Origin of the sequence: Neisseria dumasiana (assembly GCF_022870885.1) — a bacterium.
Lineage (GTDB): Bacteria > Pseudomonadota > Gammaproteobacteria > Burkholderiales > Neisseriaceae > Neisseria > Neisseria dumasiana.
In genome coordinates this window covers 1665458-1692092 of sequence record NZ_CP091509.1, presented here as the reverse complement: position 1 = coordinate 1692092, position 26635 = coordinate 1665458, and the positions used below count along the sequence as shown (strand labels likewise).

14 protein-coding genes and 1 pseudogene are annotated in these 26635 nt (G+C 50.4%); all 15 read right to left on the bottom strand.

Going from position 1 to position 26635, the window contains the following annotated elements; all coding sequences use genetic code 11:
- Positions 1-16: 16 nt before the first annotated feature.
- Entirely contained in the window at positions 17-1024 is a 1008-nt protein-coding gene (locus LVJ88_RS07750) for an IS5 family transposase (RefSeq protein ID WP_244694136.1), read from the bottom strand.
- Between the two features lie 76 nt (positions 1025-1100).
- Positions 1101-1382: pseudogene (locus tag LVJ88_RS12650) on the bottom strand (RHS domain-containing protein); the annotation flags it as partial.
- An 11-nt stretch (positions 1383-1393) separates the two neighbouring features.
- Positions 1394-2371: an IS30 family transposase gene (locus LVJ88_RS07740; RefSeq protein WP_085418660.1), complete on the bottom strand. Its 978-nt coding sequence runs from the start codon at positions 2369-2371 to the stop codon at positions 1394-1396.
- Positions 2368-5919, bottom strand: coding sequence for a DUF6531 domain-containing protein (locus LVJ88_RS07735; RefSeq protein ID WP_143773676.1), 3552 nt, complete (start codon positions 5917-5919; stop codon positions 2368-2370). The genes LVJ88_RS07740 and LVJ88_RS07735 overlap by 4 nt, the downstream gene beginning before the upstream one ends.
- Before the next feature lie 59 nt (positions 5920-5978).
- Positions 5979-6524 carry a DUF2169 domain-containing protein gene (locus tag LVJ88_RS07730; protein WP_233127615.1) on the bottom strand — a complete coding sequence of 182 codons (546 nt, stop codon included), beginning with the start codon at positions 6522-6524 and terminating at the stop codon, positions 5979-5981.
- A 111-nt stretch (positions 6525-6635) separates the two neighbouring features.
- The gene (locus tag LVJ88_RS07725; RefSeq protein ID WP_085418694.1) at positions 6636-7085 is read right to left on the bottom strand and encodes a hypothetical protein; all 450 of its coding nucleotides are present in this window, start codon (positions 7083-7085) and stop codon (positions 6636-6638) included.
- A 3-nt stretch (positions 7086-7088) separates the two neighbouring features.
- Positions 7089-11333, bottom strand: coding sequence for a DUF6531 domain-containing protein (locus tag LVJ88_RS07720; RefSeq protein ID WP_085418693.1), 4245 nt, complete (start codon positions 11331-11333; stop codon positions 7089-7091).
- Positions 11334-11392: 59 nt separating this feature from the next.
- On the bottom strand, positions 11393-11938 hold the full coding sequence (locus LVJ88_RS07715; protein ID WP_233127615.1) for a DUF2169 domain-containing protein: 546 nt from the start codon (positions 11936-11938) through the stop codon (positions 11393-11395).
- Between the two features lie 111 nt (positions 11939-12049).
- Positions 12050-12499, bottom strand: coding sequence for a hypothetical protein (locus tag LVJ88_RS07710; RefSeq protein ID WP_085418694.1), 450 nt, complete (start codon positions 12497-12499; stop codon positions 12050-12052).
- Between the two features lie 3 nt (positions 12500-12502).
- Positions 12503-16747: a DUF6531 domain-containing protein gene (locus LVJ88_RS07705; RefSeq protein WP_085418693.1), complete on the bottom strand. Its 4245-nt coding sequence runs from the start codon at positions 16745-16747 to the stop codon at positions 12503-12505.
- Between the two features lie 59 nt (positions 16748-16806).
- Positions 16807-17943 carry a DUF2169 family type VI secretion system accessory protein gene (locus LVJ88_RS07700; RefSeq protein ID WP_085418692.1) on the bottom strand — a complete coding sequence of 379 codons (1137 nt, stop codon included), beginning with the start codon at positions 17941-17943 and terminating at the stop codon, positions 16807-16809.
- 18 nt (positions 17944-17961) lie between these two features.
- Entirely contained in the window at positions 17962-20259 is a 2298-nt protein-coding gene (locus LVJ88_RS07695; protein ID WP_085418691.1) for a type VI secretion system Vgr family protein, read from the bottom strand.
- Positions 20260-20383: 124 nt separating this feature from the next.
- Entirely contained in the window at positions 20384-23941 is a 3558-nt protein-coding gene (gene tssM, locus LVJ88_RS07690; RefSeq protein WP_085418690.1) for a type VI secretion system membrane subunit TssM, read from the bottom strand.
- Between the two features lie 31 nt (positions 23942-23972).
- A complete protein-coding gene (tssL, locus tag LVJ88_RS07685) occupies positions 23973-25238 on the bottom strand; it encodes a type VI secretion system protein TssL, long form (protein WP_085418689.1) in 1266 nt (421 codons plus the stop codon).
- 24 nt (positions 25239-25262) lie between these two features.
- Positions 25263-26606, bottom strand: a complete 1344-nt coding sequence (gene tssK / locus LVJ88_RS07680) for a type VI secretion system baseplate subunit TssK (RefSeq protein ID WP_085418688.1) — start codon at positions 26604-26606, stop codon at positions 25263-25265.
- Positions 26607-26635: the final 29 nt, after the last annotated feature.

Sequence of the window (26635 nt, the reverse complement as noted above, 5' to 3'; positions counted from 1 at the left end):
GGCACTGCCTGCCTGTTCAGGCAGCAACAGGCACACCTATCCTGTTGGCCGCCTTCAACAGGTTCACACACATCGCCTTCAGGTGGCTTTGCGCTCTCACTTTGCCCAACCCAAAATAGGCTGCCCGGCCATAGCGGAATTTGCGGTGCAACGTACCAAAGCTTTGTTCCACCACATAGCGCACTTTCGCCAGCCGGCTGTTGCGGATTTTCTGCTCTTGGCTTAATGGGCAGCCACGGTGTGCTTTTTGCATGATGCCGTCTTTCAAGCCGCACGCTGCCAAATGTTGTCGGTTCTCCCGGCTGTCGTAGCCTTTATCCGCATAGACGGTGCTGCCTTCTGCGATGTCCGCCAGTAATTGCAGCAGGTGTTTGCACTCATGAGCATTGGCCGGGGTGATGTGCAGTTTCTCGATATAGCCGTCCGCATCGGTGCGGGTGTGTTGTTTGTAGCCCAGATGGAAGCGGCCGTCTTTTTTGATCCACCTGGCATCCGGGTCTTTGCCGGGGGTGGTTTCGCCACAGACAACGCCTTCGTCATCCACTTCGATGGCCTGACGCTGTTTGCCGCCGGCCGTCTGAATAATGGTGGCGTCAACGATGGCGGCGGATGCTTTTTCTACTTTTAAGCCCTTGTCAGTCAGTTGGCGGTTAATCAGATCCAGTAGTTCGGCCAAGGTGTTGTCTTGCGCCAGCCAGTTGCGGAAACGGCAGAGGGTGCTGTGGTCGGGAATGCAAAAGTCGTCGAAGCGGCAGAAGAGTTGGAAATCGATGCGGGTGATGAGGCTGTATTCGAGTTCAGGGTCGGAGAGGCTGTGCCATTGGCCGAGCAGGACGGCTTTGAACATGGATAACAGGGGATAGGCGGGACGGCCGCCGTTGTCGCGCACGTAGCGGGTTTTGCGGCCGGTGAGGTATTGTTCGATGGGTGTCCGGTCAAGAATACGGTCGAGTTTGATGAGTGGGAAGCGGTCGAGATGTTTTTCGATGTGGTTGAGGGCGTCGGTGTGTAAAAAGCTGCTCATGAACAAAATCCTCTAAATTCTCGGAGTTTGATGTGAGTGGGAATTTAGAGGATTTTTGAGGGTTTTGCAAAGGTCTCAGGCTGATTTCGCTGTCGCAATATTGGTTCTGCAACCTGAACGGCTGGTGCGCGCTTCCCGTTACGTTGGTTTCTTTAACTAGTTTGCCCCAAGCGTCGTATTCGCCGAACCAAAGCAGTTTACCGTTTTTATCGGTCATTTCTCTCGGAATACCGATTTGGTCGCAATGGAAGTAGTTGGTCTGCTGTTGGTTTTTGCCTTCTGCATCCATCCAATCACGGATTTGCGCCAGCGGTTCATAACTGTCTTGGTCGGTGTAGATGTAAGTATATAGGCCCTTAGATTCTAATTTCAAGTGCAACACTCAGGCAGTAGTGGTTGGAACAGATTCAAGAATAGAACACTTGGCGTTTCATAGCCAAGTGTTTTTCTTGGCCGGTGGTTCAGCTCATCCTGAACCCTACGTATTTCCCGCTCACTAATGTTGCGGAAATCCGTTTGTTTGGGGAAGTATTGGCGGATGAGTCCGTTGGTGTTTTCATTCAGCGCCTTTTCCCAAGAACGGTAAGGACGGCAGAAATAGGTTTCAGCCGCCAATGCTTTGGCTATTCGGGTGTGGCGGTAGAATTCCTTGCCGTTATCCATGGTGATGGTGTGCACCCTGTCTTTATGCGCCCTCAGCGCCCGAATGACGGCATTGGCCGTATCTTGGGCTTTGAAGTTCTTCAATTTGCAGATAATGGTGTAGCGGGTAACCCGTTCGACCAGTGTCAATAATGCGCTTTTCTGATCTTTGCCGACGATGGTGTCGGCTTCCCAGTCGCCTATACGGGATTTTTCGTCGACGATGGCGGGTCGGTTTTCAATGCCTATGCGGTCGGGTACTTTGCCTCTGCTCCATGTGCTGCCGTAGCGTTTACGGTAGGATTTGCTGCATATTCTGAGATGCTGCCACAAAGTGCCGCCGTTGCTTTTGTCGTCGCGCAGATAGTTATAGACGGTGCTGTGGTGGAGTGTGATTTGGTGGTGTTTGTGCAAATAGGCGCACACTTGCTCGGGGCTGAGTTTGCGGCGGATGAGGGTAGCGATGTGTTGGATCAGCTGCGAATGGAGCTTATAGGGCTTTCTTTTGCGCTGCTTGGTAAGCCGGCTTTGCTGTTGGGCTTTTTCGGCACTGTATTGCTGCCCTTGCGGGCAGTGCCGTTTGATTTCGCGGCTGATGGTGCTTTTATGGCGGTTAAGCCGTTTGGCGATTTCGCTGATGCTGTGGTGGCGGGACAGGTATTGGATGTGGTATCGTTCGTCTTGGGTCAGTTGTGTGTAGCTCATATGCAATCTTTCTTGCAGGAAAGGCCGTATGCTACCGCATACTGGCCTTTTTCTGTTGTGGAAAGTTGCACTTCAAATTTGAATCCGCTGCCGTCTGAATTGTGTTCCTGTAACAGATGGCTGCCGTCCCATAGGAAGGTAATTTCGCTGTCTAGAATATCTTTACTGTTCTCGGCTTTCAGATAGGCATGGTCTGTTGAATGCCTGTCTGAAACTTCGTTAGCGTTCTCCGTTTTCAGACGGCCTTTACTGACCCTTCTGCCCAACGCGTCGTAGGTATAACCCCAAGTTTCTTTGCGCCAATTGCCGTCGGCATCTTTGCGTTGGATTTCCACTTTAACCAGTTGGTCGTGCAAATCGTAGAAATAGTTCTGCACCTCGCCGTTTGGCAGTTCTCTATGAATCAGGTTGCCGAGGTCGTCGTAATAATAGCTGATGCCGTTGTAGTGTTTCAGGCGGTTGTCGGTAACGGGGTTGAGGCCGTCTGAAACGGTTTGGCCGTTGGTGGACAGGATATTGTGCGCGGGGTCGAAGGCGAAGCGTTCGTTGCCCGCTTGGGTAATTCTGCCCAGTTTGTCGTACTCGAAATGTTTCGTTCCCGTCCGCTGGTCGGTGCTGTGGAGCAGGTTACCGGTTTTGTCGTAGCCGTAGCTGCGTTTGACCGCGGTTTGGCCGTGCATGCGGGCGGGTATGTAACCCGCCCCTATGGCTGTTTTGCCGCTTTCAGACAGGCTGTCGAGCGCGGCAATCTGTTTTTTCAGACGGCCTAGCGGATCCAATTCGTAGCGGCTGGTTAAGGCACCCTGTGTCCTTTGGATTTCGCGGTGCAGTTTATCGCGTTCGATGTCGCTGACGACTTCGCCGTCGAGGTTGATTTGGTGCAGGTGGCCGCTGCCGTAATACAGGTAGTTGATCTGGCGGCCGTCGGGCAATACGGTGGTGGTGCGGTTGCCGTTGAAATCGTAATGGTAACGGATACTTTGGGTCTGCGGTAAAAACAGCATATCGTACTGCGGGTCACGCCAGTCGGTTTCCGGCAGGCCGTTTTGCTCGTTCTCTTCTTTAGTCGGTACCTCCCATTGGTGCTGGCCGATAAGTTGGCCTCCTGCGTTGTAGTCGAAACAGGTAATGCCGTGCCGGTTGGCGGCACGGACGAGGTTGCCGTTAAGGTCGTAATGATAGGCGGTTTCCTGAGTGTTGCCTGTGTTGTCGTGGGCAAGGGTGTGTTTCAGACGGCCTAAGATGTCGCGTTGGAACTCGGTGATTCTGAGCGGGGTTTTATCTTTAAGGCCGTCTGAAAGCGGTGTTCTGTCTGTGCTTTTAACGGGTTGGCCGCCGTATTGCGCCATCAGTTTGGCGGCTACGGAGGCATCGTCGCCGTATTCGTTTTGCTGCACCAGTTCGTTACCGGCGTTGTAGTGGTAGGCGGTCAGTTTATGGTCGAAACCGCTTTCGGCCACCAAACGGTCGAGCACGTCGTAGGCGAAGCGGTAGCGGGCGCCGTTTTCGTTGGTGAGGCCGATGAGCCTTCTTGCTTGGTCGTAGTGGTAGCCGAAGGTGTGGCCCAGCGCATTGGTACGCTGTGTCGGCAGACCGTCTTGGCCGTATTCGTATGCGGTGGTGTGGCCTTCGCCGTCGGTATGGGCGGTCAGGCGGTCGGCAGCATCATAACGGAAGGTTTCTTTGCTGCCGTCGGGATAAAGGGCGAGGGTGAGGTTTCGGTTGGCGTCGTAATGGTATTCGGTGTGTTGGCCCAAGGCATCGGTGATGCGCGCCAACTGCCCTTCGGGGGTGTAGGCCAGTTTGGTTTGGTAGCCGGAGCAGTCGGTAATCAGGTCGGGCTGGTTGTTATGGTCGTAGTGATATTCGGTGGTGCTGCCTTTGGGGTCGGTAACGCTCAACAGCAAACCGTTGCCGGCATATTCGAAGCGGGTGGTGTGTTTGAGCGGGTCGGTATGGGTGAGCAGATTGCCGGCTTCGTCGTAGGTGTAGCTGTCGTAATGGCCTTCGGCATCGCTTTTGCGGATCAGGCGGTAGCTGTCGTCGTAGTCGAAATGCAGCATGGCGCCGTCGGGGCGGACGATGGTCTCGATTTGGCCTTCGTTGCTGTATTGGTAACGGGTAACGCGGCCCATTGCGTCGGTGTGGCTGAGCAGACGGCCCAAGCTGTCGCGTTCCATGATATTGGTACTGCCGTCGGCGAACACCCGTTTGGTCAACTCGTTGTTATAGTCGTAATGGTATTGTTCGGTGCGCCCCAAGACATCGGTTACCTCGGTGTAGCCGTCGTGATAGGTGAAACGCCATTCTTCGCCCAACGAAGTCCAGTTGCGCAGTACTTTGCCGGTGGGGGTGTAATGGCTGTATTCGTAATAGGCGGTTAAGCCCGCCGCATCGGTGTGCGACACCATCAGGTTGTTTTGATAGGTGAAACTGCGTTTGACCACACCGTCGCGACCGATAACGCGCAGCAAATCGCCGCTGCTGCTGTATTCGTAGCGCACCAACGCCGCGCCGACCTGCGCGGCTGCGCCGACAGCGGGCAGGGCATCGAGCAGCGATACCGACAACAAGCGCAATTTGGGCGAGTTCTCGTCGGCCACATTGCCGAAGTGCAGGTAGAACACCCGTCCGTTGCCGTCGATAATATATTGCGGCAGTCCGGTGAGCGGGTGGTAGATAAAGCGCTGATGGTTACCGTTGGCATCTTCCACCGCCACCAATGGCAGTTCGGCACAGTTGTCGCCGTTCGGATCGTCTTCCGACACCGCCAGCGGCGCGAAACGCAACGACACCGAACCGTTTAACGACGCAATCACATAATGGCCGTCTGAATTCTTGCTGAACCAGATTTGTTCGCTCTCGAACAACACCGGTTCTTCATCGTCTTCATCTACTTCCGGCAATGGGAACAGCCGCCCCTGATCGTCGATATAGGCCAAGCCCGCCGCATCGCGGATGATGCGTCGGCTGCCGGGTATGCTCCAGCCCTCGCCGAGCCAGCCGGTGCCGTCTTGGTCGGAATAATAACTGCGGTTCCACACCAAAGGCATCAAGCCTTCGAAGGCGAAGTCGGTTTCGTTCTCCAGAAACTTCAACCCGTGAATCGGATTGACCGGGCGGCCGACTGCCGCCGCAGCCTTACAGGAAATACACGGCTTGGGCGGCAGTTTCTTCTTATACTTGTTGTTCATGTGGAACATATCGCCGGCACGGACGATATAGCGTTTGCGGATTTTAACCGAAGAAGAATGCATGATCGGCCAGGCCGGTTTGGTGGCGGTGCGCGACAACACCCCTTTGCGGCCGGGCAGGGCGATTTCGTCGCCGTAAGTGCGGTTGGTTTTACTGGCTTTGAAGACGAAGGCGGGTTTGCGGTTGATTTTAACGTCTTTGGCAACGGTTTTAGCGCCGCCCAAATCGGCGAACAGTGGGAAAGGAATCGGCGGCACTTGCGGCGGAGCGGGCGGGGGCGGCCAACAGAAATCGGGCACCATAAACACCACGCGGAACTTGCTGCTCTTACGGGCGATTTTGTTGATGGCCATGAATATGCTCCTGTTTCGGTAATCTGCTTAAAGCGGTTTGCGGTCGGAAATCAATCGGTTTATGCGTGTGCCGTTAGTGATGGCGGTATGGGGATAAATTCGGTTTGCGAATCGCGGCAGGCTTGGGCGGCTGCGATTTGGTCTCCCCGTTCGTGCCGCGCGATAAACCTGAGTTGGCACGAGGCGATTTCCAGCTCTTCCGCAAAAGAGGTTCGGTAGTTACAGTTAATCCGCCGTTTTTCCACATCCACAAACACGGTATCCAGCACCATATCTTTGCACAAAGACTGATTGGCCGCGGTATAGGCATGGACGAACACGGTTTCTACCGGCAGTTCGACGGTAAAGTGCTGGTTGGGCGCTTGGAAGGAATGCACCATGCCGGTGAAACCGAGTTCATAAATATGATTGGGTTTCAGATGGGGCAGTTGCAGCGAGGGATGCGCGCCGTTCCAATACGCCATAGAAAAATCTTCAGGCAGCAGCGGGGCGCGGTTTTCAATCCATTGGGCGTCGGCGGTGCCGGTATGTTTGGCGCGTTGGGCGAAGTAGCGCGGCATAAAGCCGAAGCCTTCGGGGGCGGCTTTTTCGGCAGGATCGCGCACAGGTTTGGGTAGAAAATGGGAAGGCTGTCTGAAAAATTCTCAGACGACCTTAAATTACAAAATCTTTATAGGGTAAGATTAAATTCCTGTAAATTTAAAACTGAATAAAATTTAAATAGGCTCATATTTTTTTAATATCGCTATGCTTTTCCCGTCTTTGCTCGTAGTGGAATCAGTAACAAAAAAACAGTATGAAAATTGTTTATCAAAAATATAGGAATATTCATAAAAATTTATTGAGTCTACGTCTTCCAAGTCCAATTGAATCTTGCTGCTTAACTCTAAAAATAAAGGTTCGTTATTGTCTTTATAGCGATAATGCCTAAGTACATACAGTTCATCTTGTGGGAAAATCTTATGTAATTCATCAGGACTACTTAGTTTCCCGTCATCAGAACTAAAAGGTCTTTTAAAAGAGAAAAAAGTTTTATCTTGTAATTTCCCTTCCATCATAATCTTCTTTTTATAAATATTTCCTTTAAAAAAAGTATATATTAATCGGCGAATAATTTTTTTAGCTTGACCTTCATCTATAATTTTTTCATAAATAAATTCTTTCATAACTTAATCCTCAAAAAATATGTGCCCTTGTCCTTGCTTGCCAGGCTTTTTCCATTTTATATGGGGTAAATCATTTCCTACTTCCGATTCTCCTTTTTCCCAACGTTCTTTAGCCTTGCAATAATTTCCCTGCCTGTCTTTTCCAGGTTGAGGTTTATGAACTTCATACCCTTTTTCATAAGGTGTAGATGTGTACATCTTTCTTCTATCCATCCTCAGTTCTGCATCTTTCATCAGTTTTTTTGCGTCTTCCATGTTTGCAACTCTAACATCACCTCTTCCATCTTTTCTAAGAGCTTCTATTGCTTGCTGCCAACCTCGTGTACCAGGACGGACTATTGGTAATTGGCTTGCCTTTTGTACAGCTTGTCCAGTAATTCGATTAACTGGGTTTAATCCATATGGGTCGATCCATACTTGAGTATTAGATGCAAACTGATAAAAATTATCTCCACCCCACAACCCAATCGGATCCTGATTAACAAACCGACCCGCATCAGGCTCATAGTATCGGAAGAAGTTGTAATGCAACCCCGTCTCTTGGTCGCAATACTGATTCTGTAACCTAAACGGCTGATGCGCTGTTTCCGTTATGTTGGTTTCGCTCTTCAGCTTACCCCAACCGTAATAATCCCCGAACCACAACAAATTACCGTTTTTATCGGTCATCTCTCTTGGTATGCCGATTTGGTCGCAGTGGAAATAATGGATGCTTTGTTCGGTTTCTTCTTCGTTTGTCCAATCACGGATTTGCGCCAGCGGTTCGTAAGAATCTTGGTCGGTGTAGATGTAAGTGTAGAGGCCGTCTGAATTTTGTTCCTGCAACAAGTGGCTGCCGTCCCACAGGAAGGCAATTTCGCTGTCTAAAATATCTTTGCTGTTCTCTGTTTTCAGACAGGCATGATCTGTTGAATGCCTGTCTGAAACTTCGTTACTGCTCTCCGTTTTGATACGGCCTTTGCTTACCCGTCTGCCCAAAGCATCGTAAGTATAAACCCACGTTTCTTTACTGCCGTCTTTCTTAAAGATTTCCACCTTAACCAGTTGGTCGTGCAAATCGTAGAAATAGTTCTGCACCTCGCCGTTTGGCAGTTCTCTATGAATCAGGTTGCCGAGGTCGTCGTAATAATAGCTGATGCCGTTGTAGTGTTTCAGGCGGTTGTCGGTAACGGGGTTGAGGCCGTCTGAAACGGTTTGGCCGTTGGTGGACAGGATATTGTGCGCGGGGTCGAAGGCGAAGCGTTCGTTGCCCGCTTGGGTAATTCTGCCCAGTTTGTCGTACTCGAAATGTTTCGTTCCCGTCCGCTGGTCGGTGCTGTGGAGCAGGTTACCGGTTTTGTCGTAGCCGTAGCTGCGTTTGACCGCGGTTTGGCCGTGCATGCGGGCGGGTATGTAACCCGCCCCTATGGCTGTTTTGCCGCTTTCAGACAGGCTGTCGAGCGCGGCAATCTGTTTTTTCAGACGGCCTAGCGGATCCAATTCGTAGCGGCTGGTTAAGGCACCCTGTGTCCTTTGGATTTCGCGGTGCAGTTTATCGCGTTCGATGTCGCTGACGACTTCGCCGTCGAGGTTGATTTGGTGCAGGTGGCCGCTGCCGTAATACAGGTAGTTGATCTGGCGGCCGTCGGGCAATACGGTGGTGGTGCGGTTGCCGTTGAAATCGTAATGGTAACGGATACTTTGGGTCTGCGGTAAAAACAGCATATCGTACTGCGGGTCACGCCAGTCGGTTTCCGGCAGGCCGTTTTGCTCGTTCTCTTCTTTAGTCGGTACCTCCCATTGGTGCTGGCCGATAAGTTGGCCTCCTGCGTTGTAGTCGAAACAGGTAATGCCGTGCCGGTTGGCGGCACGGACGAGGTTGCCGTTAAGGTCGTAATGATAGGCGGTTTCCTGAGTGTTGCCTGTGTTGTCGTGGGCAAGGGTGTGTTTCAGACGGCCTAAGATGTCGCGTTGGAACTCGGTGATTCTGAGCGGGGTTTTATCTTTAAGGCCGTCTGAAAGCGGTGTTCTGTCTGTGCTTTTAACGGGTTGGCCGCCGTATTGCGCCATCAGTTTGGCGGCTACGGAGGCATCGTCGCCGTATTCGTTTTGCTGCACCAGTTCGTTACCGGCGTTGTAGTGGTAGGCGGTCAGTTTATGGTCGAAACCGCTTTCGGCCACCAAACGGTCGAGCACGTCGTAGGCGAAGCGGTAGCGGGCGCCGTTTTCGTTGGTGAGGCCGATGAGCCTTCTTGCTTGGTCGTAGTGGTAGCCGAAGGTGTGGCCCAGCGCATTGGTACGCTGTGTCGGCAGACCGTCTTGGCCGTATTCGTATGCGGTGGTGTGGCCTTCGCCGTCGGTATGGGCGGTCAGGCGGTCGGCAGCATCATAACGGAAGGTTTCTTTGCTGCCGTCGGGATAAAGGGCGAGGGTGAGGTTTCGGTTGGCGTCGTAATGGTATTCGGTGTGTTGGCCCAAGGCATCGGTGATGCGCGCCAACTGCCCTTCGGGGGTGTAGGCCAGTTTGGTTTGGTAGCCGGAGCAGTCGGTAATCAGGTCGGGCTGGTTGTTATGGTCGTAGTGATATTCGGTGGTGCTGCCTTTGGGGTCGGTAACGCTCAACAGCAAACCGTTGCCGGCATATTCGAAGCGGGTGGTGTGTTTGAGCGGGTCGGTATGGGTGAGCAGATTGCCGGCTTCGTCGTAGGTGTAGCTGTCGTAATGGCCTTCGGCATCGCTTTTGCGGATCAGGCGGTAGCTGTCGTCGTAGTCGAAATGCAGCATGGCGCCGTCGGGGCGGACGATGGTCTCGATTTGGCCTTCGTTGCTGTATTGGTAACGGGTAACGCGGCCCATTGCGTCGGTGTGGCTGAGCAGACGGCCCAAGCTGTCGCGTTCCATGATATTGGTACTGCCGTCGGCGAACACCCGTTTGGTCAACTCGTTGTTATAGTCGTAATGGTATTGTTCGGTGCGCCCCAAGACATCGGTTACCTCGGTGTAGCCGTCGTGATAGGTGAAACGCCATTCTTCGCCCAACGAAGTCCAGTTGCGCAGTACTTTGCCGGTGGGGGTGTAATGGCTGTATTCGTAATAGGCGGTTAAGCCCGCCGCATCGGTGTGCGACACCATCAGGTTGTTTTGATAGGTGAAACTGCGTTTGACCACACCGTCGCGACCGATAACGCGCAGCAAATCGCCGCTGCTGCTGTATTCGTAGCGCACCAACGCCGCGCCGACCTGCGCGGCTGCGCCGACAGCGGGCAGGGCATCGAGCAGCGATACCGACAACAAGCGCAATTTGGGCGAGTTCTCGTCGGCCACATTGCCGAAGTGCAGGTAGAACACCCGTCCGTTGCCGTCGATAATATATTGCGGCAGTCCGGTGAGCGGGTGGTAGATAAAGCGCTGATGGTTACCGTTGGCATCTTCCACCGCCACCAATGGCAGTTCGGCACAGTTGTCGCCGTTCGGATCGTCTTCCGACACCGCCAGCGGCGCGAAACGCAACGACACCGAACCGTTTAACGACGCAATCACATAATGGCCGTCTGAATTCTTGCTGAACCAGATTTGTTCGCTCTCGAACAACACCGGTTCTTCATCGTCTTCATCTACTTCCGGCAATGGGAACAGCCGCCCCTGATCGTCGATATAGGCCAAGCCCGCCGCATCGCGGATGATGCGTCGGCTGCCGGGTATGCTCCAGCCCTCGCCGAGCCAGCCGGTGCCGTCTTGGTCGGAATAATAACTGCGGTTCCACACCAAAGGCATCAAGCCTTCGAAGGCGAAGTCGGTTTCGTTCTCCAGAAACTTCAACCCGTGAATCGGATTGACCGGGCGGCCGACTGCCGCCGCAGCCTTACAGGAAATACACGGCTTGGGCGGCAGTTTCTTCTTATACTTGTTGTTCATGTGGAACATATCGCCGGCACGGACGATATAGCGTTTGCGGATTTTAACCGAAGAAGAATGCATGATCGGCCAGGCCGGTTTGGTGGCGGTGCGCGACAACACCCCTTTGCGGCCGGGCAGGGCGATTTCGTCGCCGTAAGTGCGGTTGGTTTTACTGGCTTTGAAGACGAAGGCGGGTTTGCGGTTGATTTTAACGTCTTTGGCAACGGTTTTAGCGCCGCCCAAATCGGCGAACAGTGGGAAAGGAATCGGCGGCACTTGCGGCGGAGCGGGCGGGGGCGGCCAACAGAAATCGGGCACCATAAACACCACGCGGAACTTGCTGCTCTTACGGGCGATTTTGTTGATGGCCATGAATATGCTCCTGTTTCGGTAATCTGCTTAAAGCGGTTTGCGGTCGGAAATCAATCGGTTTATGCGTGTGCCGTTAGTGATGGCGGTATGGGGATAAATTCGGTTTGCGAATCGCGGCAGGCTTGGGCGGCTGCGATTTGGTCTCCCCGTTCGTGCCGCGCGATAAACCTGAGTTGGCACGAGGCGATTTCCAGCTCTTCCGCAAAAGAGGTTCGGTAGTTACAGTTAATCCGCCGTTTTTCCACATCCACAAACACGGTATCCAGCACCATATCTTTGCACAAAGACTGATTGGCCGCGGTATAGGCATGGACGAACACGGTTTCTACCGGCAGTTCGACGGTAAAGTGCTGGTTGGGCGCTTGGAAGGAATGCACCATGCCGGTGAAACCGAGTTCATAAATATGATTGGGTTTCAGATGGGGCAGTTGCAGCGAGGGATGCGCGCCGTTCCAATACGCCATAGAAAAATCTTCAGGCAGCAGCGGGGCGCGGTTTTCAATCCATTGGGCGTCGGCGGTGCCGGTATGTTTGGCGCGTTGGGCGAAGTAGCGCGGCATAAAGCCGAAGCCTTCGGGGGCGGCTTTTTCGGCAGGATCGCGCACAGGTTTGGGTAGAAAATGGGAAGGCTGTCTGAAAAATTCTCAGACGACCTTAAATTACAAAATCTTTATAGGGTAAGATTAAATTCCTGTAAATTTAAAACTGAATAAAATTTAAATAGGCTCATATTTTTTTAATATCGCTATGCTTTTCCCGTCTTTGCTCGTAGTGGAATCAGTAACAAAAAAACAGTATGAAAATTGTTTATCAAAAATATAGGAATATTCATAAAAATTTATTGAGTCTACGTCTTCCAAGTCCAATTGAATCTTGCTGCTTAACTCTAAAAATAAAGGTTCGTTATTGTCTTTATAGCGATAATGCCTAAGTACATACAGTTCATCTTGTGGGAAAATCTTATGTAATTCATCAGGACTACTTAGTTTCCCGTCATCAGAACTAAAAGGTCTTTTAAAAGAGAAAAAAGTTTTATCTTGTAATTTCCCTTCCATCATAATCTTCTTTTTATAAATATTTCCTTTAAAAAAAGTATATATTAATCGGCGAATAATTTTTTTAGCTTGACCTTCATCTATAATTTTTTCATAAATAAATTCTTTCATAACTTAATCCTCAAAAAATATGTGCCCTTGTCCTTGCTTGCCAGGCTTTTTCCATTTTATATGGGGTAAATCATTTCCTACTTCCGATTCTCCTTTTTCCCAACGTTCTTTAGCCTTGCAATAATTTCCCTGCCTGTCTTTTCCAGGTTGAGGTTTATGAACTTCATACCCTTTTTCATAAGGTGTAGATGTGTACATCTTTCTTCTATCCATCCTCAGTTCTGCATCTTTCATCAGTTTTTTTGCGTCTTCCATGTTTGCAACTCTAACATCACCTCTTCCATCTTTTCTAAGAGCTTCTATTGCTTGCTGCCAACCTCGTGTACCAGGACGGACTATTGGTAATTGGCTTGCCTTTTGTACAGCTTGTCCAGTAATTCGATTAACTGGGTTTAATCCATATGGGTCGATCCATACTTGAGTATTAGATGCAAACTGATAAAAATTATCTCCACCCCACAACCCAATCGGATCCTGATTAACAAACCGACCCGCATCAGGCTCATAGTATCGGAAGAAGTTGTAATGCAACCCCGTCTCTTGGTCGCAATACTGATTCTGTAACCTAAACGGCTGATGCGCTGTTTCCGTTATGTTGGTTTCGCTCTTCAGCTTACCCCAACCGTAATAATCCCCGAACCACAACAAATTACCGTTTTTATCGGTCATCTCTCTTGGTATGCCGATTTGGTCGCAGTGGAAATAATGGATGCTTTGTTCGGTTTCTTCTTCGTTTGTCCAATCACGGATTTGCGCCAGCGGTTCGTAAGAATCTTGGTCGGTGTAGATGTAAGTGTAGAGGCCGTCTGAATTTTGTTCCTGCAACAAGTGGCTGCCGTCCCACAGGAAGGCAATTTCGCTGTCTAAAATATCTTTGCTGTTCTCTGTTTTCAGACAGGCATGATCTGTTGAATGCCTGTCTGAAACTTCGTTACTGCTCTCCGTTTTGATACGGCCTTTGCTTACCCGTCTGCCCAAAGCATCGTAAGTATAAACCCACGTTTCTTTACTGCCGTCTTTCTTAAAGATTTCCACCTTAACCAGTTGGTCGTGCAAATCGTAGAAATAGTTCTGCACCTCGCCGTTTGGCAGTTCTCTATGAATCAGGTTGCCGAGGTCGTCGTAATAATAGCTGATGCCGTTGTAGTGTTTCAGGCGGTTGTCGGTAACGGGGTTGAGGCCGTCTGAAACGGTTTGGCCGTTGGTGGACAGGATATTGTGCGCGGGGTCGAAGGCGAAGCGTTCGTTGCCCGCTTGGGTAATTCTGCCCAGTTTGTCGTACTCGAAATGTTTCGTTCCCGTCCGCTGGTCGGTGCTGTGGAGCAGGTTACCGGTTTTGTCGTAGCCGTAGCTGCGTTTGACCGCGGTTTGGCCGTGCATGCGGGCGGGTATGTAACCCGCCCCTATGGCTGTTTTGCCGCTTTCAGACAGGCTGTCGAGCGCGGCAATCTGTTTTTTCAGACGGCCTAGCGGATCCAATTCGTAGCGGCTGGTTAAGGCACCCTGTGTCCTTTGGATTTCGCGGTGCAGTTTATCGCGTTCGATGTCGCTGACGACTTCGCCGTCGAGGTTGATTTGGTGCAGGTGGCCGCTGCCGTAATACAGGTAGTTGATCTGGCGGCCGTCGGGCAATACGGTGGTGGTGCGGTTGCCGTTGAAATCGTAATGGTAACGGATACTTTGGGTCTGCGGTAAAAACAGCATATCGTACTGCGGGTCACGCCAGTCGGTTTCCGGCAGGCCGTTTTGCTCGTTCTCTTCTTTAGTCGGTACCTCCCATTGGTGCTGGCCGATAAGTTGGCCTCCTGCGTTGTAGTCGAAACAGGTAATGCCGTGCCGGTTGGCGGCACGGACGAGGTTGCCGTTAAGGTCGTAATGATAGGCGGTTTCCTGAGTGTTGCCTGTGTTGTCGTGGGCAAGGGTGTGTTTCAGACGGCCTAAGATGTCGCGTTGGAACTCGGTGATTCTGAGCGGGGTTTTATCTTTAAGGCCGTCTGAAAGCGGTGTTCTGTCTGTGCTTTTAACGGGTTGGCCGCCGTATTGCGCCATCAGTTTGGCGGCTACGGAGGCATCGTCGCCGTATTCGTTTTGCTGCACCAGTTCGTTACCGGCGTTGTAGTGGTAGGCGGTCAGTTTATGGTCGAAACCGCTTTCGGCCACCAAACGGTCGAGCACGTCGTAGGCGAAGCGGTAGCGGGCGCCGTTTTCGTTGGTGAGGCCGATGAGCCTTCTTGCTTGGTCGTAGTGGTAGCCGAAGGTGTGGCCCAGCGCATTGGTACGCTGTGTCGGCAGACCGTCTTGGCCGTATTCGTATGCGGTGGTGTGGCCTTCGCCGTCGGTATGGGCGGTCAGGCGGTCGGCAGCATCATAACGGAAGGTTTCTTTGCTGCCGTCGGGATAAAGGGCGAGGGTGAGGTTTCGGTTGGCGTCGTAATGGTATTCGGTGTGTTGGCCCAAGGCATCGGTGATGCGCGCCAACTGCCCTTCGGGGGTGTAGGCCAGTTTGGTTTGGTAGCCGGAGCAGTCGGTAATCAGGTCGGGCTGGTTGTTATGGTCGTAGTGATATTCGGTGGTGCTGCCTTTGGGGTCGGTAACGCTCAACAGCAAACCGTTGCCGGCATATTCGAAGCGGGTGGTGTGTTTGAGCGGGTCGGTATGGGTGAGCAGATTGCCGGCTTCGTCGTAGGTGTAGCTGTCGTAATGGCCTTCGGCATCGCTTTTGCGGATCAGGCGGTAGCTGTCGTCGTAGTCGAAATGCAGCATGGCGCCGTCGGGGCGGACGATGGTCTCGATTTGGCCTTCGTTGCTGTATTGGTAACGGGTAACGCGGCCCATTGCGTCGGTGTGGCTGAGCAGACGGCCCAAGCTGTCGCGTTCCATGATATTGGTACTGCCGTCGGCGAACACCCGTTTGGTCAACTCGTTGTTATAGTCGTAATGGTATTGTTCGGTGCGCCCCAAGACATCGGTTACCTCGGTGTAGCCGTCGTGATAGGTGAAACGCCATTCTTCGCCCAACGAAGTCCAGTTGCGCAGTACTTTGCCGGTGGGGGTGTAATGGCTGTATTCGTAATAGGCGGTTAAGCCCGCCGCATCGGTGTGCGACACCATCAGGTTGTTTTGATAGGTGAAACTGCGTTTGACCACACCGTCGCGACCGATAACGCGCAGCAAATCGCCGCTGCTGCTGTATTCGTAGCGCACCAACGCCGCGCCGACCTGCGCGGCTGCGCCGACAGCGGGCAGGGCATCGAGCAGCGATACCGACAACAAGCGCAATTTGGGCGAGTTCTCGTCGGCCACATTGCCGAAGTGCAGGTAGAACACCCGTCCGTTGCCGTCGATAATATATTGCGGCAGTCCGGTGAGCGGGTGGTAGATAAAGCGCTGATGGTTACCGTTGGCATCTTCCACCGCCACCAATGGCAGTTCGGCACAGTTGTCGCCGTTCGGATCGTCTTCCGACACCGCCAGCGGCGCGAAACGCAACGACACCGAACCGTTTAACGACGCAATCACATAATGGCCGTCTGAATTCTTGCTGAACCAGATTTGTTCGCTCTCGAACAACACCGGTTCTTCATCGTCTTCATCTACTTCCGGCAATGGGAACAGCCGCCCCTGATCGTCGATATAGGCCAAGCCCGCCGCATCGCGGATGATGCGTCGGCTGCCGGGTATGCTCCAGCCCTCGCCGAGCCAGCCGGTGCCGTCTTGGTCGGAATAATAACTGCGGTTCCACACCAAAGGCATCAAGCCTTCGAAGGCGAAGTCGGTTTCGTTCTCCAGAAACTTCAACCCGTGAATCGGATTGACCGGGCGGCCGACTGCCGCCGCAGCCTTACAGGAAATACACGGCTTGGGCGGCAGTTTCTTCTTATACTTGTTGTTCATGTGGAACATATCGCCGGCACGGACGATATAGCGTTTGCGGATTTTAACCGAAGAAGAATGCATGATCGGCCAGGCCGGTTTGGTGGCGGTGCGCGACAACACCCCTTTGCGGCCGGGCAGGGCGATTTCGTCGCCGTAAGTGCGGTTGGTTTTACTGGCTTTGAAGACGAAGGCGGGTTTGCGGTTGATTTTAACGTCTTTGGCAACGGTTTTAGCGCCGCCCAAATCGGCGAACAGTGGGAAAGGAATCGGCGGCACTTGCGGCGGAGCGGGCGGGGGCGGCCAACAGAAATCGGGCACCATAAACACCACGCGGAACTTGCTGCTCTTACGGGCGATTTTGTTGATGGCCATGAATATGCTCCTGTTTCGGTAATCTGCTTAAAGCGGTTTGCGGTCGGAAATCAATCGGTTTATGCGTGTGCCGTTAGTGATGGCGGTATGGGGATAAATTCGGTTTGCGAATCGCGGCAGGCTTGGGCGGCTGCGATTTGGTCTCCCCGTTCGTGCCGCGCGATAAACCTGAGTTGGCACGAGGCGATTTCCAGCTCTTCCGCAAAAGAGGTTCGGTAGTTACAGTTAATCCGCCGTTTTTCCACATCCACAAACACGGTATCCAGCACCATATCTTTGCACAAAGACTGATTGGCCGCGGTATAGGCATGGACGAACACGGTTTCTACCGGCAGTTCGACGGTAAAGTGCTGGTTGGGCGCTTGGAAGGAATGCACCATGCCGGTGAAACCGAGTTCATAAATATGATTGGGTTTCAGATGGGGCAGTTGCAGCGAGGGATGCGCGCCGTTCCAATACGCCATAGAAAAATCTTCAGGCAGCAGCGGGGCGCGGTTTTCAATCCATTGGGCGTCGGCGGTGCCGGTATGTTTGGCGCGTTGGGCGAAGTAGCGCGGCATGAAACCGAAGCCTTCGGGGGCGGCTTTTTCGGCAGGATCGCGCACAGGCTTGGCCGGATCGTAAATCTGATGGGCTCTCAGCATCCGCTTGAAGCTGTTTTTTTGCAGGAAAGATTTCGGATAATAGCCGATGCCGATGGCGTTTTCCTGATAGCCTGTGTGGTCGTCTTCAACTTCGCTGCCGCCGAAAGCAAATTCATAGCGGATGGGCAGGGAAAGGATAGGGGAGGGTTCGCCGACAGACCAGCCCACGGCTTCGCGTATCCAATAGCGCTCTCCCGTAACGGCAAGGGTTTTGCGGTAATCGCCGATGCTGACCGAGGCGGCGAATTGCCGGGCGGGCAGATCGTCGGGCGCGTAGGCTACCGCATTGATCACAAAATCCGTTTTAGGCTTATAGAGGCAGAAATCGCTTTCCAACTCGGTGGCGGTTTGCGACGGCTCGCCGTAAAAGGTATCGGCAAACGTGAGCGGCGTTTGCGTGCGGGCAAACTGTAATTCCGTCTTGCCGGTTGCCGAGTCGATTTCAAACTCATAGCTGACTTTGGCTACTACAACATCATACGTTCGATCCAATTGGTCGACGTTTTTAAATTGCTGTGTGTGGAAACAGGTAAAGTTTTCCAGCTCAAACATAGCGGTTCTTCTTCGGTTTTAGTTGATGTCCACTTTTTTACCGGCGATATCTATTTCTTTGGTGCCGACGATTTTGATTTGTTTGCTGACAATCGCAATCTTGTTTTTGTCCATCACAATCATGGAATTGCCGACTTGCAGGGTGATTTTGGAATTGGCCGACAAAGTAATGTTGCGCCCGGCATTGAGGCCGATGTTCATACCGGCATTGATGCTCATGATCAGGCCGACACTGTGCATTTCCGCCGCGCCGACGTTGGTCATCCAGCCGCCACCGACGTTCAGCATATAGCCCGCACCGATATTGGTCATCTGGCCGATGCCGACATTGTTCATACCGTTTTGGCTTACCGTTTCCTGCTTGTTACCGCCGATGTTGCTGACTTCGTTAGAAACCACGGTTTTATTGCGGTTGGCTCCGACGGTAAACGCTTGGTTTTGGCCGACAGTAACGTTTTGATCCTGCCCCACCGTCAACGCCTGGCTTTGGCCGATGGTTACATTCTCGTTTTGACCGACCGAGCGGCTGCAGTTCATCGCCACGTTGACGCTTTGGTCCTTACCCACGCTGGTACTTTGGTTTTGGCCTACACTGGTGCTTTGGTTTTGGCCTACACTGATGTTTTGGTTTTGGGTAATGCTCGCCGTTTCGTCCTGACCGACCGATTTAGTACGATTTTGGGTAATCGAAGCCGTTTCGTTTTTTTGGACGGTTTTAGTCCTATCTCCTACCACTGTTACCGTTTCGTTGTTACCGATGGTGGTGGTGCGATCGTTATTGACGTTGCGGGTTTCGTTGTTTTTAACCAGCGATGTCAAATCCTTCTGCGCCTGAAAATTCACCATTTCAGAGCCTGCAGTATCGTTGAACATCAGCTCGTTAAAGTTGGAAAGCGGCGAGTTGAAACTTTTACTCTTAATACCGGATTGCTTGGCGGCGGCGGGGAAGCCCCACGGCGGCGACATCGCGCTGTTATACAGACGGCCCAATACGATCGGCCGGTCGGCATCGCCGTTAATGAAGTCGACCAACACTTCTTCGCCGATACGCGGCGTATTGATGGAACCGTATCCTGCACCGGCCGAGCCTTGCGTTACACGAACCCAGTTAGAACTATTCTCATCCATTTTACCGTAGCGGTCCCAATGGAATTGGACTTTAATATCGCCGTATTCGTTGGTATGAACTTCCTCTCCGGCCGGACCGGTAACCGTTGCAGCCTGCGTACCCAATACTTTCGGTTTGGGTGTTTTCAGCGGCGGGCGGTATTGGTACGACTTCGGCAATACGCGGAATGAAATTCTGAATTTGCCGATACGGGTGCCAGTAGTATAACCAGCTTCTTCAAAATCGTAGTTTGCATTCAAAATTGTATATTCTGTATTGGATGATGAATGCGGGTGCCTGCTAAGGGTAAATGCATAACCCGGAGCAATCGTCAACGCCGTGCCGGAGCCGGTGATGACTTTGGTTTGGCTTTTTAAATCTTCACTGCGTACTTGGCTGTAATTCTGCGCTTCGGAAACATCGCTGAAGCCGGTATAGAAATCATAATGTTCCATAGAAACCGAGCTGAAATCGTGGACGGAATCCGAAGACTTCATCGGCACTTTGGCGTTTTTATAATTGTATTCTTGTGTAACAAACTGGCTGGATTTCAGAGAGTCCCGCTCTTCCCAGATGTCGATATAAGCGGTGCTGGGCGCGCCCGGCGCGGTTTGGCGGGAGTGATAAGGAATGTTGGAAGAAGGAATCGCCTGCAAAATGCCGACATCGTCTGCAATAACCAACTCGTGCGAGCCGTTGCTGTGGGTAAAATAATAGTAAATGCCTTCTTGTTCAAACAAGCGGTTTAGGAAATCGAAACTGGTTTCCTGATATTGAACGCAAAAGCCTCTTGTCCGATACCCTTTTTGGCATTTCACTTGATATGGGAATCCGAACGGCGATAAAACTTCATTGGCGATATCCAACACCGATTTATCAACAAACACCCTGCTGTCTACATTTTGAGTGAGATACCACATAAACGGGCGGGCGGTACAAGCATAAGCATGGTAGCCCTCTTCGTCTTCATCTTCGCCGATGTAGCCGAAATCGGTAACCAAGCCGTTCAGGTAGCGCGGGCTGCCCGCTTCGGTATCGATTTCCAGCGTTACGGGCTGGCCGATGATATCTTTGCCTTGTAAATTGGAATCTTTAGAAACAAATGTGATATTGAATTCAAAAAGGTTGGAAACGGATTCTGTTCCCAGCATTTTTTTGAATAACAGTTGTGGTCCCAAAGGTGTATGGGCAACGATTGTTCTATTCATTTCGGGAAATTCCTTATTCACATTAAAACCAACATTCCGTTATTTTTAATCATTTTCCGGTTTGGGTCGGTAACATTTCGGAATGTATTATTTCAGACGGCCTGATTACATCCCTGTTAGACGCTTAAACGCACTGAAAATTCCTTAATTTATTTAAATTAAAAGGGTTCGAAGCAGTAGAAGTGGTAAATTCAACCACAACGTTTTTGCCTTGGATGTTGTATTCAACCACGGTGGTGTTCCCTGTTTGGCGGACAATTTGTCCTTTTTCAATCAGGCGGAAGATTGACCACGGCCCGGTTGCGCTGATGCCTGAGCTGTTGATTTGAGGGGAAGAGACGTCTATTTTGGCCAAAGCGTTTTCATTTTTAGACGGCCAAGTAAAGGTGGCAGGGTTAACAGGCCCGTGGCTGTATACATAGCTTTTGCCGTCATATGAAATATTCACGCTTTCCAAGGCAGCATCCAGAATCAAAACCTTAACCGAAAAATCAAACGTTGGTGTTTCCGAACCCTTATCAAAATAGCCTTGCCGGATAGCCGCTATGTCGTCCAATTTCGAAAAGCGGTCTTTAAATGTGCTGTTTTTGGCCGTTAATGTTTCCAGTTTGTCCGAACGGGCCAATACGGCGGCTTCGCCTGATAAGTTGGTAAACTTGCTGTAAGTGCCGTTGGGGCCGAAGATGTTGGAAAAGCTTTCCAAGGCAACATTGTTTTCAGACCCTCTTTCGAAAGGGTAGCCCTGTTGGCGGGTTTCTTGGCAACTGTCGGTTAAGGTGGCCAATTGTTTTTCCAAAGTAGACATGAGTTTTTCATCAACAATCTTATCGGTATTTTTCAAGATAATCTCAGAAAAATTGTCCAGCATTTGGCGGAAAGGTGAGGGCAGTCGGTTTACTTCGGCCTTGTATTTCACAAAAGGATCGTCGGGAGGCAGATCCACCCCTTTTTCTACCGCAACGTTAACGGCAACCAAATAAACATACAAATCGTTGATGGCTTCGGTAATGCCGTTAATGGCGGGAGGCTGATCATTTGTGGTTTCGGTCAGTATATGGAAGTCTGCAAAAGCATCATCAACAGGCGTTGCCTGTTTTAAAGCGGCCAATTCGTTTTTCACATTGGCTTCACCTTCAGCACTTAAAAGCTTGGAGAGGCCGGCTCTGTTTAACCAATCGGCAATTTTGCTGCCTGCTCTTTCTGTAACCCGATTATCAATGGTTAGCGTCGTGTTATCGCTAATTCCTTTGATGATATTAGCCAAAGGTGAATTTTTTTCAGACAGCAGTTTGGCAATCTGAATGCTCTCGCGCGATGATTTCGGCGTAACCAATGACAAGTCGGCTAAATAATGATTCCATACTCTGATGTAGTTGCTGAAATAGAGCCTCTGGGCATCGGAAAGAACGGAAGCCTTGCTTTGGCTTAAAGAGGCGTAATTAGCCAGCACCCAGTTATCTTCGTTAAAAAACTGTTCCGCAGATTTAACCATGGCAGGTAATACTTTGGTGATGTATGCCTCTTTGGTATAGATGAAGTTAATCGGTTCTTTTAAAGCCCCGCCTGTTTTCCGACGGAACAACAAGTGGCTTTGCACACCGCCCATGCTGGAAAAGGAAACAGGCGTCACCCCTTCTTTTCCTGAGCGGGCAACCGTATTCACGGTATCTTCCAATACCATGGTGGCAATATCCCTTTGGGCAATTTCCTGACGGCGGCGTTCTACCAATGCTTCGTCATAGGGTACGCTGGGCGTGATGCTTTGCTTGGAAAGGATTTGGTTTAACGCTTTCTCGACAGATTTTTTCTGCTGCTCGCTCATGCCTGAAGATTCTGCTTTAGACAGATTAGACATCAGCCAGTTTTGCATAAAAGCCGCATCGAAATGTTCTTTATTAAACATCATCAGATAGGCTTTTAAAGCGTTATAGCCATTGATGCCGTCTGAACCGCTGGTTGTGCGCAGAAGCTCGTCCAGCTTATAGCTGATTAAAGGCATTACGTTGTCTTGGAGAATTCTGCGGTAGGCAGATTCACCCACGTCCTCCATTTGAGCGCCTTGATACAGACCCATGCGGTAGCCGAGGGGAGGGGACGAGAGATCGGGAATTTCGCTGCTTCTGGTGGTGTCTCTAACGTGTTCTGCAAACGTTACCGCTTTAAGCAAATCGGGCGCATCCGCATATTTTTTTGCATCCATGCCCAATTTCGTTGCTTTGCTGCCGACCTGTTCCAAATAGGAACGGTTATTGGAGTAGCTGTTCAACATCATGGTCAAGCAGGTAATTACGGTAGCCGCAATCGCGCCGACGCCGAGCCAATACAGCATTTGGTTTTTGACGAACCAAGATTTATTTTCCCCGGCTAAGTTTGCTTCGCTGAGAATAACGTCGGAAAACAATCTGTTCAGGAAGAAGCTGCGATCAGAGGTCTGAGCTGCGGTTCTCTCCGAATCCAAGTATTTTCTTGATAATTGGAAATCGCTTTGCAAACCTTCCAAGATGGGATTGAGATGCTGCCCGGTTTGAGTACCGCTTGAAAAGTAAACACCTCTCCATGCAATCGGTTGCTCAAATTTAGAAGATTTGGATAGCTCTTTAAAGAGGGAAAGCACGGCTTGGTTCAGACGTTCAAACTCCTCAGGGAAAGCAAAAGCAGCAGCTTTGTCTTCAGAAGATTCCAATTGATGGATGGTACCCAACATAGACGAGCGCAATTTATCCACAATCTCCGATAAGGCATTGGATGCGGTGGCAATCGGCGTTTCCATTCCTTCTGTGTCAGACAGAGATATACCTAAATATTGATTTCTTTGCTCTTCCGTTAAATGAGCAAAGAATTTATCAAAGCCATGCAGTAAATCCAGTTTGGTAATCATGAGATAGACAGGGAAATGAATACCTAATTTAGTATGCATTTCGTGGATTCTTTTGCGCAGCTCCGCCGATATTTCCGTGATATTGGTTTTACCGCCTAATAAATCATCCACACCCACGGTAACCAATACACCGTTAATCGGTTGTTTTGGGCGGTAGCGCTTCAGCAACGATACAAATTCTTCCCAGTCGCTGGAATCTTTATTGCTGTGGTTGTCGTGTAGAGACAGTCTGCCGGCAGTATCCAGCAATACGATTTCATCAGATAAAAACCAATCGCAATCCCGTGTGCCCGCCAAGCCGCTGACAGACGTTCCCAAAGTGCTTTCCAGCGGGAAATTAAGGCCGGAGCGTTTCAGAGCTGTGGTTTTACCGGAGCCGGCTGCGCCTAAAACGACATACCACGGCATTTGGTAAAGGTATTGGCCTTCTTCCAATCTCGCCAATAAGCTGTTTTTCGATTTGGAAAACTTGGCGTTTTTCAGCACTTTGTCCATTTCGGCAAACTGGCGGCTCATAGAGCTGATATCGCTCGCACTTTTCAAAATGGGTTCTTGTGCAGCTTTGATTTCTTTAAGTAATGCAGCATTCCGGCGCGACTCGCGGTATTGACGGAATACGGCTTTAGCGAACCAGATACCGACAATGGCGGCGCACACGGCAAAGCGCACGAATTTGCTCGCTAAAGGACGGATTTCTCCTATTGAAATCAGCGGGCCGATAAACCATACCAATATAATCAGACCGGCGATACCCAACATTACCCATAAAGAACGGGAACCTAGAAAATAAAGAATTTTTTTCATGTTTGTTTTTCCGTATCAATCCAATTTCAGATTATTGACCTGCACTGACACCGCTGCTCGGTTGGGCAGTCGGAGCGTCGGTTTGTACTTCCACTGCGCTGCCCAATTTGGGGCCGCTGCCGGTCGTGAACAGGGTGATTTCAACCCGTCGGTTTTTGGCTCTGTTTTCCACCGTATCATTCGGTACAACAGGGTTGGTCGAACCGCGTCCTTCCGAACGGATACGCGTTCCGCCGTTTTTAACGTAAGTTAAGAGAATTTCTTTTACCGCATCAGCCCGACCTTGAGAAAGATGCCAGTTAGACGGGAAGGTCAAACTTTGGATAGGCTTGTCATCGGTATAGCCTGTAACGACAATTTGCCCCTCGACGCTGTCCAAAGCCTGACCGACCGTTGCCAAAACGGGGTAGTATTGGTCTTGAATCTGTGCGGAACCGGATTCAAACAAACCGTCGCCTAAAATGGTTACCGTGCTTCTGTCTTGAGAATCTTCAACAGAAACCAGTTTTCTGGCAATTTCGTTTTCCAGTAAAGGCCGCAGACGGATGGTATTTCTGGTTTCTTGCTGTTTAGGTGCGACAGCGGGAAGCTTAAGGCTGTTTACCTTTGTGCTGGCTGTATCGAAGTCATCGCCCAGCGACCATTGCATCGCGAAATAGCCTATTCCCAAAGCAACAGCGCCTAATACGCCTACCACCCATAAAGGAATGGTAAGCCGTTGTTTCCGCTGGATAGTATGGGTAACAATCGGATCATGCTTGAATAGATTAACGGTTTGATCCGGCCGTTTGCTGTGGATCAAAGCGAGCAAGTCTCTTTTGATTTTGTCGATTTCCAGCTCGCCGCTGTTTAAAACTTGGTATTTGCCTTTGTAGCCGAATTGCAGGCACAAATACATAAATTCCAATAAATCAATGTTTTTATCAGGGTCTTGCTTCAAATTTTGAATAATTTCAAAAAAGCGCTCGCCGCCCCATGTTTCATCGTAAAAAGACACCAGCAGGCTGTTTTTCGACCACGTTTCATCTGCCCAGCCTGCACGGACGGCCAATTCGTCTACGAAGGTACACAAGCAGTATTTCGCAGCTTGAATAGCATCGTATTTCGCTCCGTTTTTCTCAGCATTCTCTTCAAAGTTATTGATTAAAAGAGAAAACTTATTAATCAAGCTGTCGGTAGACAGTTGACTGGTGGTTTGCTGCATGGCATTCACCAAGATAAAAACGGGTTTGGCAGCTTCAATCAAGGGGTTGTAGATATTTACTGCGCTATGTGCTGCATTATTCTGGTTATTCATAATGAAATTCCAAATTAAACCAAATTAACTCAAAGACTTAATTGCCCAAAATTCAACATCTAAATTCGGAAAATTACCGGCTAAATGGAAGGCCATGCCTGAAGAAGTGTCAAACATGTCCCACATCTCGTGTTTTTTATCCAACTCGAAATAAACATAGCCGCTATGATAGGGCAATTCTCTCGGTGCAACGGATAAGGCGTGTACTCTGATTCCGGGCAGGTGGTAGGCGACCAATTCTTTTACTTTTTCCACAGTGCCTATCTTCACTACGCTAGGAATTTTTTGGCGCAATGCTTCGTTCGGCATATCGGCTTTGATGGCGAGAACGAATGAAGCTTTATCCAGCAGGCTTTGATCAGGCGTTTGCGCAACGTGCGTTGCCTCGTCGCGCATATCGAGAGGAATTCTGATCGCTCTTTGTTCAAGCACGATAGAAAGTGATTTACGCAGATTGAAAAATAATTTGCCGAAGCATGAGGCCAAGTCGTTGTGCTGATACACAGGAATTTCGCCCACTTTGCGGGCAGGTAAGAAAGTCATCAAATCGGCACACAACTTCGACAGATTAACGAATAACTGTTCCGGATGGGTTTGGCGGGCACCTTCATTTTCATGGTGTAAATAGGCCAAATATCTGTTGATGGTTTGCAGCATCATAAAATCCATCACTTCAACTGAGCCCCCGGTATTGGGATCATTTACAGCATTGGCCAAGCTATTGCTTTTCTGCATCAGCAGGCCGTATATCTCTGAAATATAAGCCTTTAAATGCAGTTGCTTTTGGCTGCCGAGACAGGGCGGGATATAAGATTCGTCTAAGACCACCTCGAAGTCTGCCGAGCTGGAATGGATAATCGCTATGGGGAGGGCAGTTTGTCCGCTGGTAACATCGCTTTCTAAAACCAGCATGGGGTTAAGTTCTGCCAACGTAACTTGGCGGCCGTCTAATTCGGTATTGGTGGTATCTGCAAGTGTTTTATCAAATGCTTTATAGCGGTGGGAGGCAGTTGAATCTTGATCCGGAAAGCCAATCTCATTATTTACAGAAGAGGGCAAGTTAACAGCCAAACAGATTTTGGTGTCCTTGATATTGGCAGGAACTTGTAAGCTGAGATTTTCGAGTTGTTTTTGAGAAAGCAAAAATGCCGAGCCGTCGGGAAAAACGCCTTCAGCCTCACGAATACCGATTACCCCGCGCTTGAGGCCGTCTGAATCCAAAACCAGTGAAGAAAATCCCCAAAAATAGCCTTCACGGGAAACGGCTAATTGACGTAAACCGGATTCTATGTAACGTTCGAACTGTTGGAAATGCTGGGGGGTAATGAATATCCCTTCTGACCAGACTACTTTTGCTTCTATCGCCATGTTTTCAACCTAAATCTGATTAATATTAA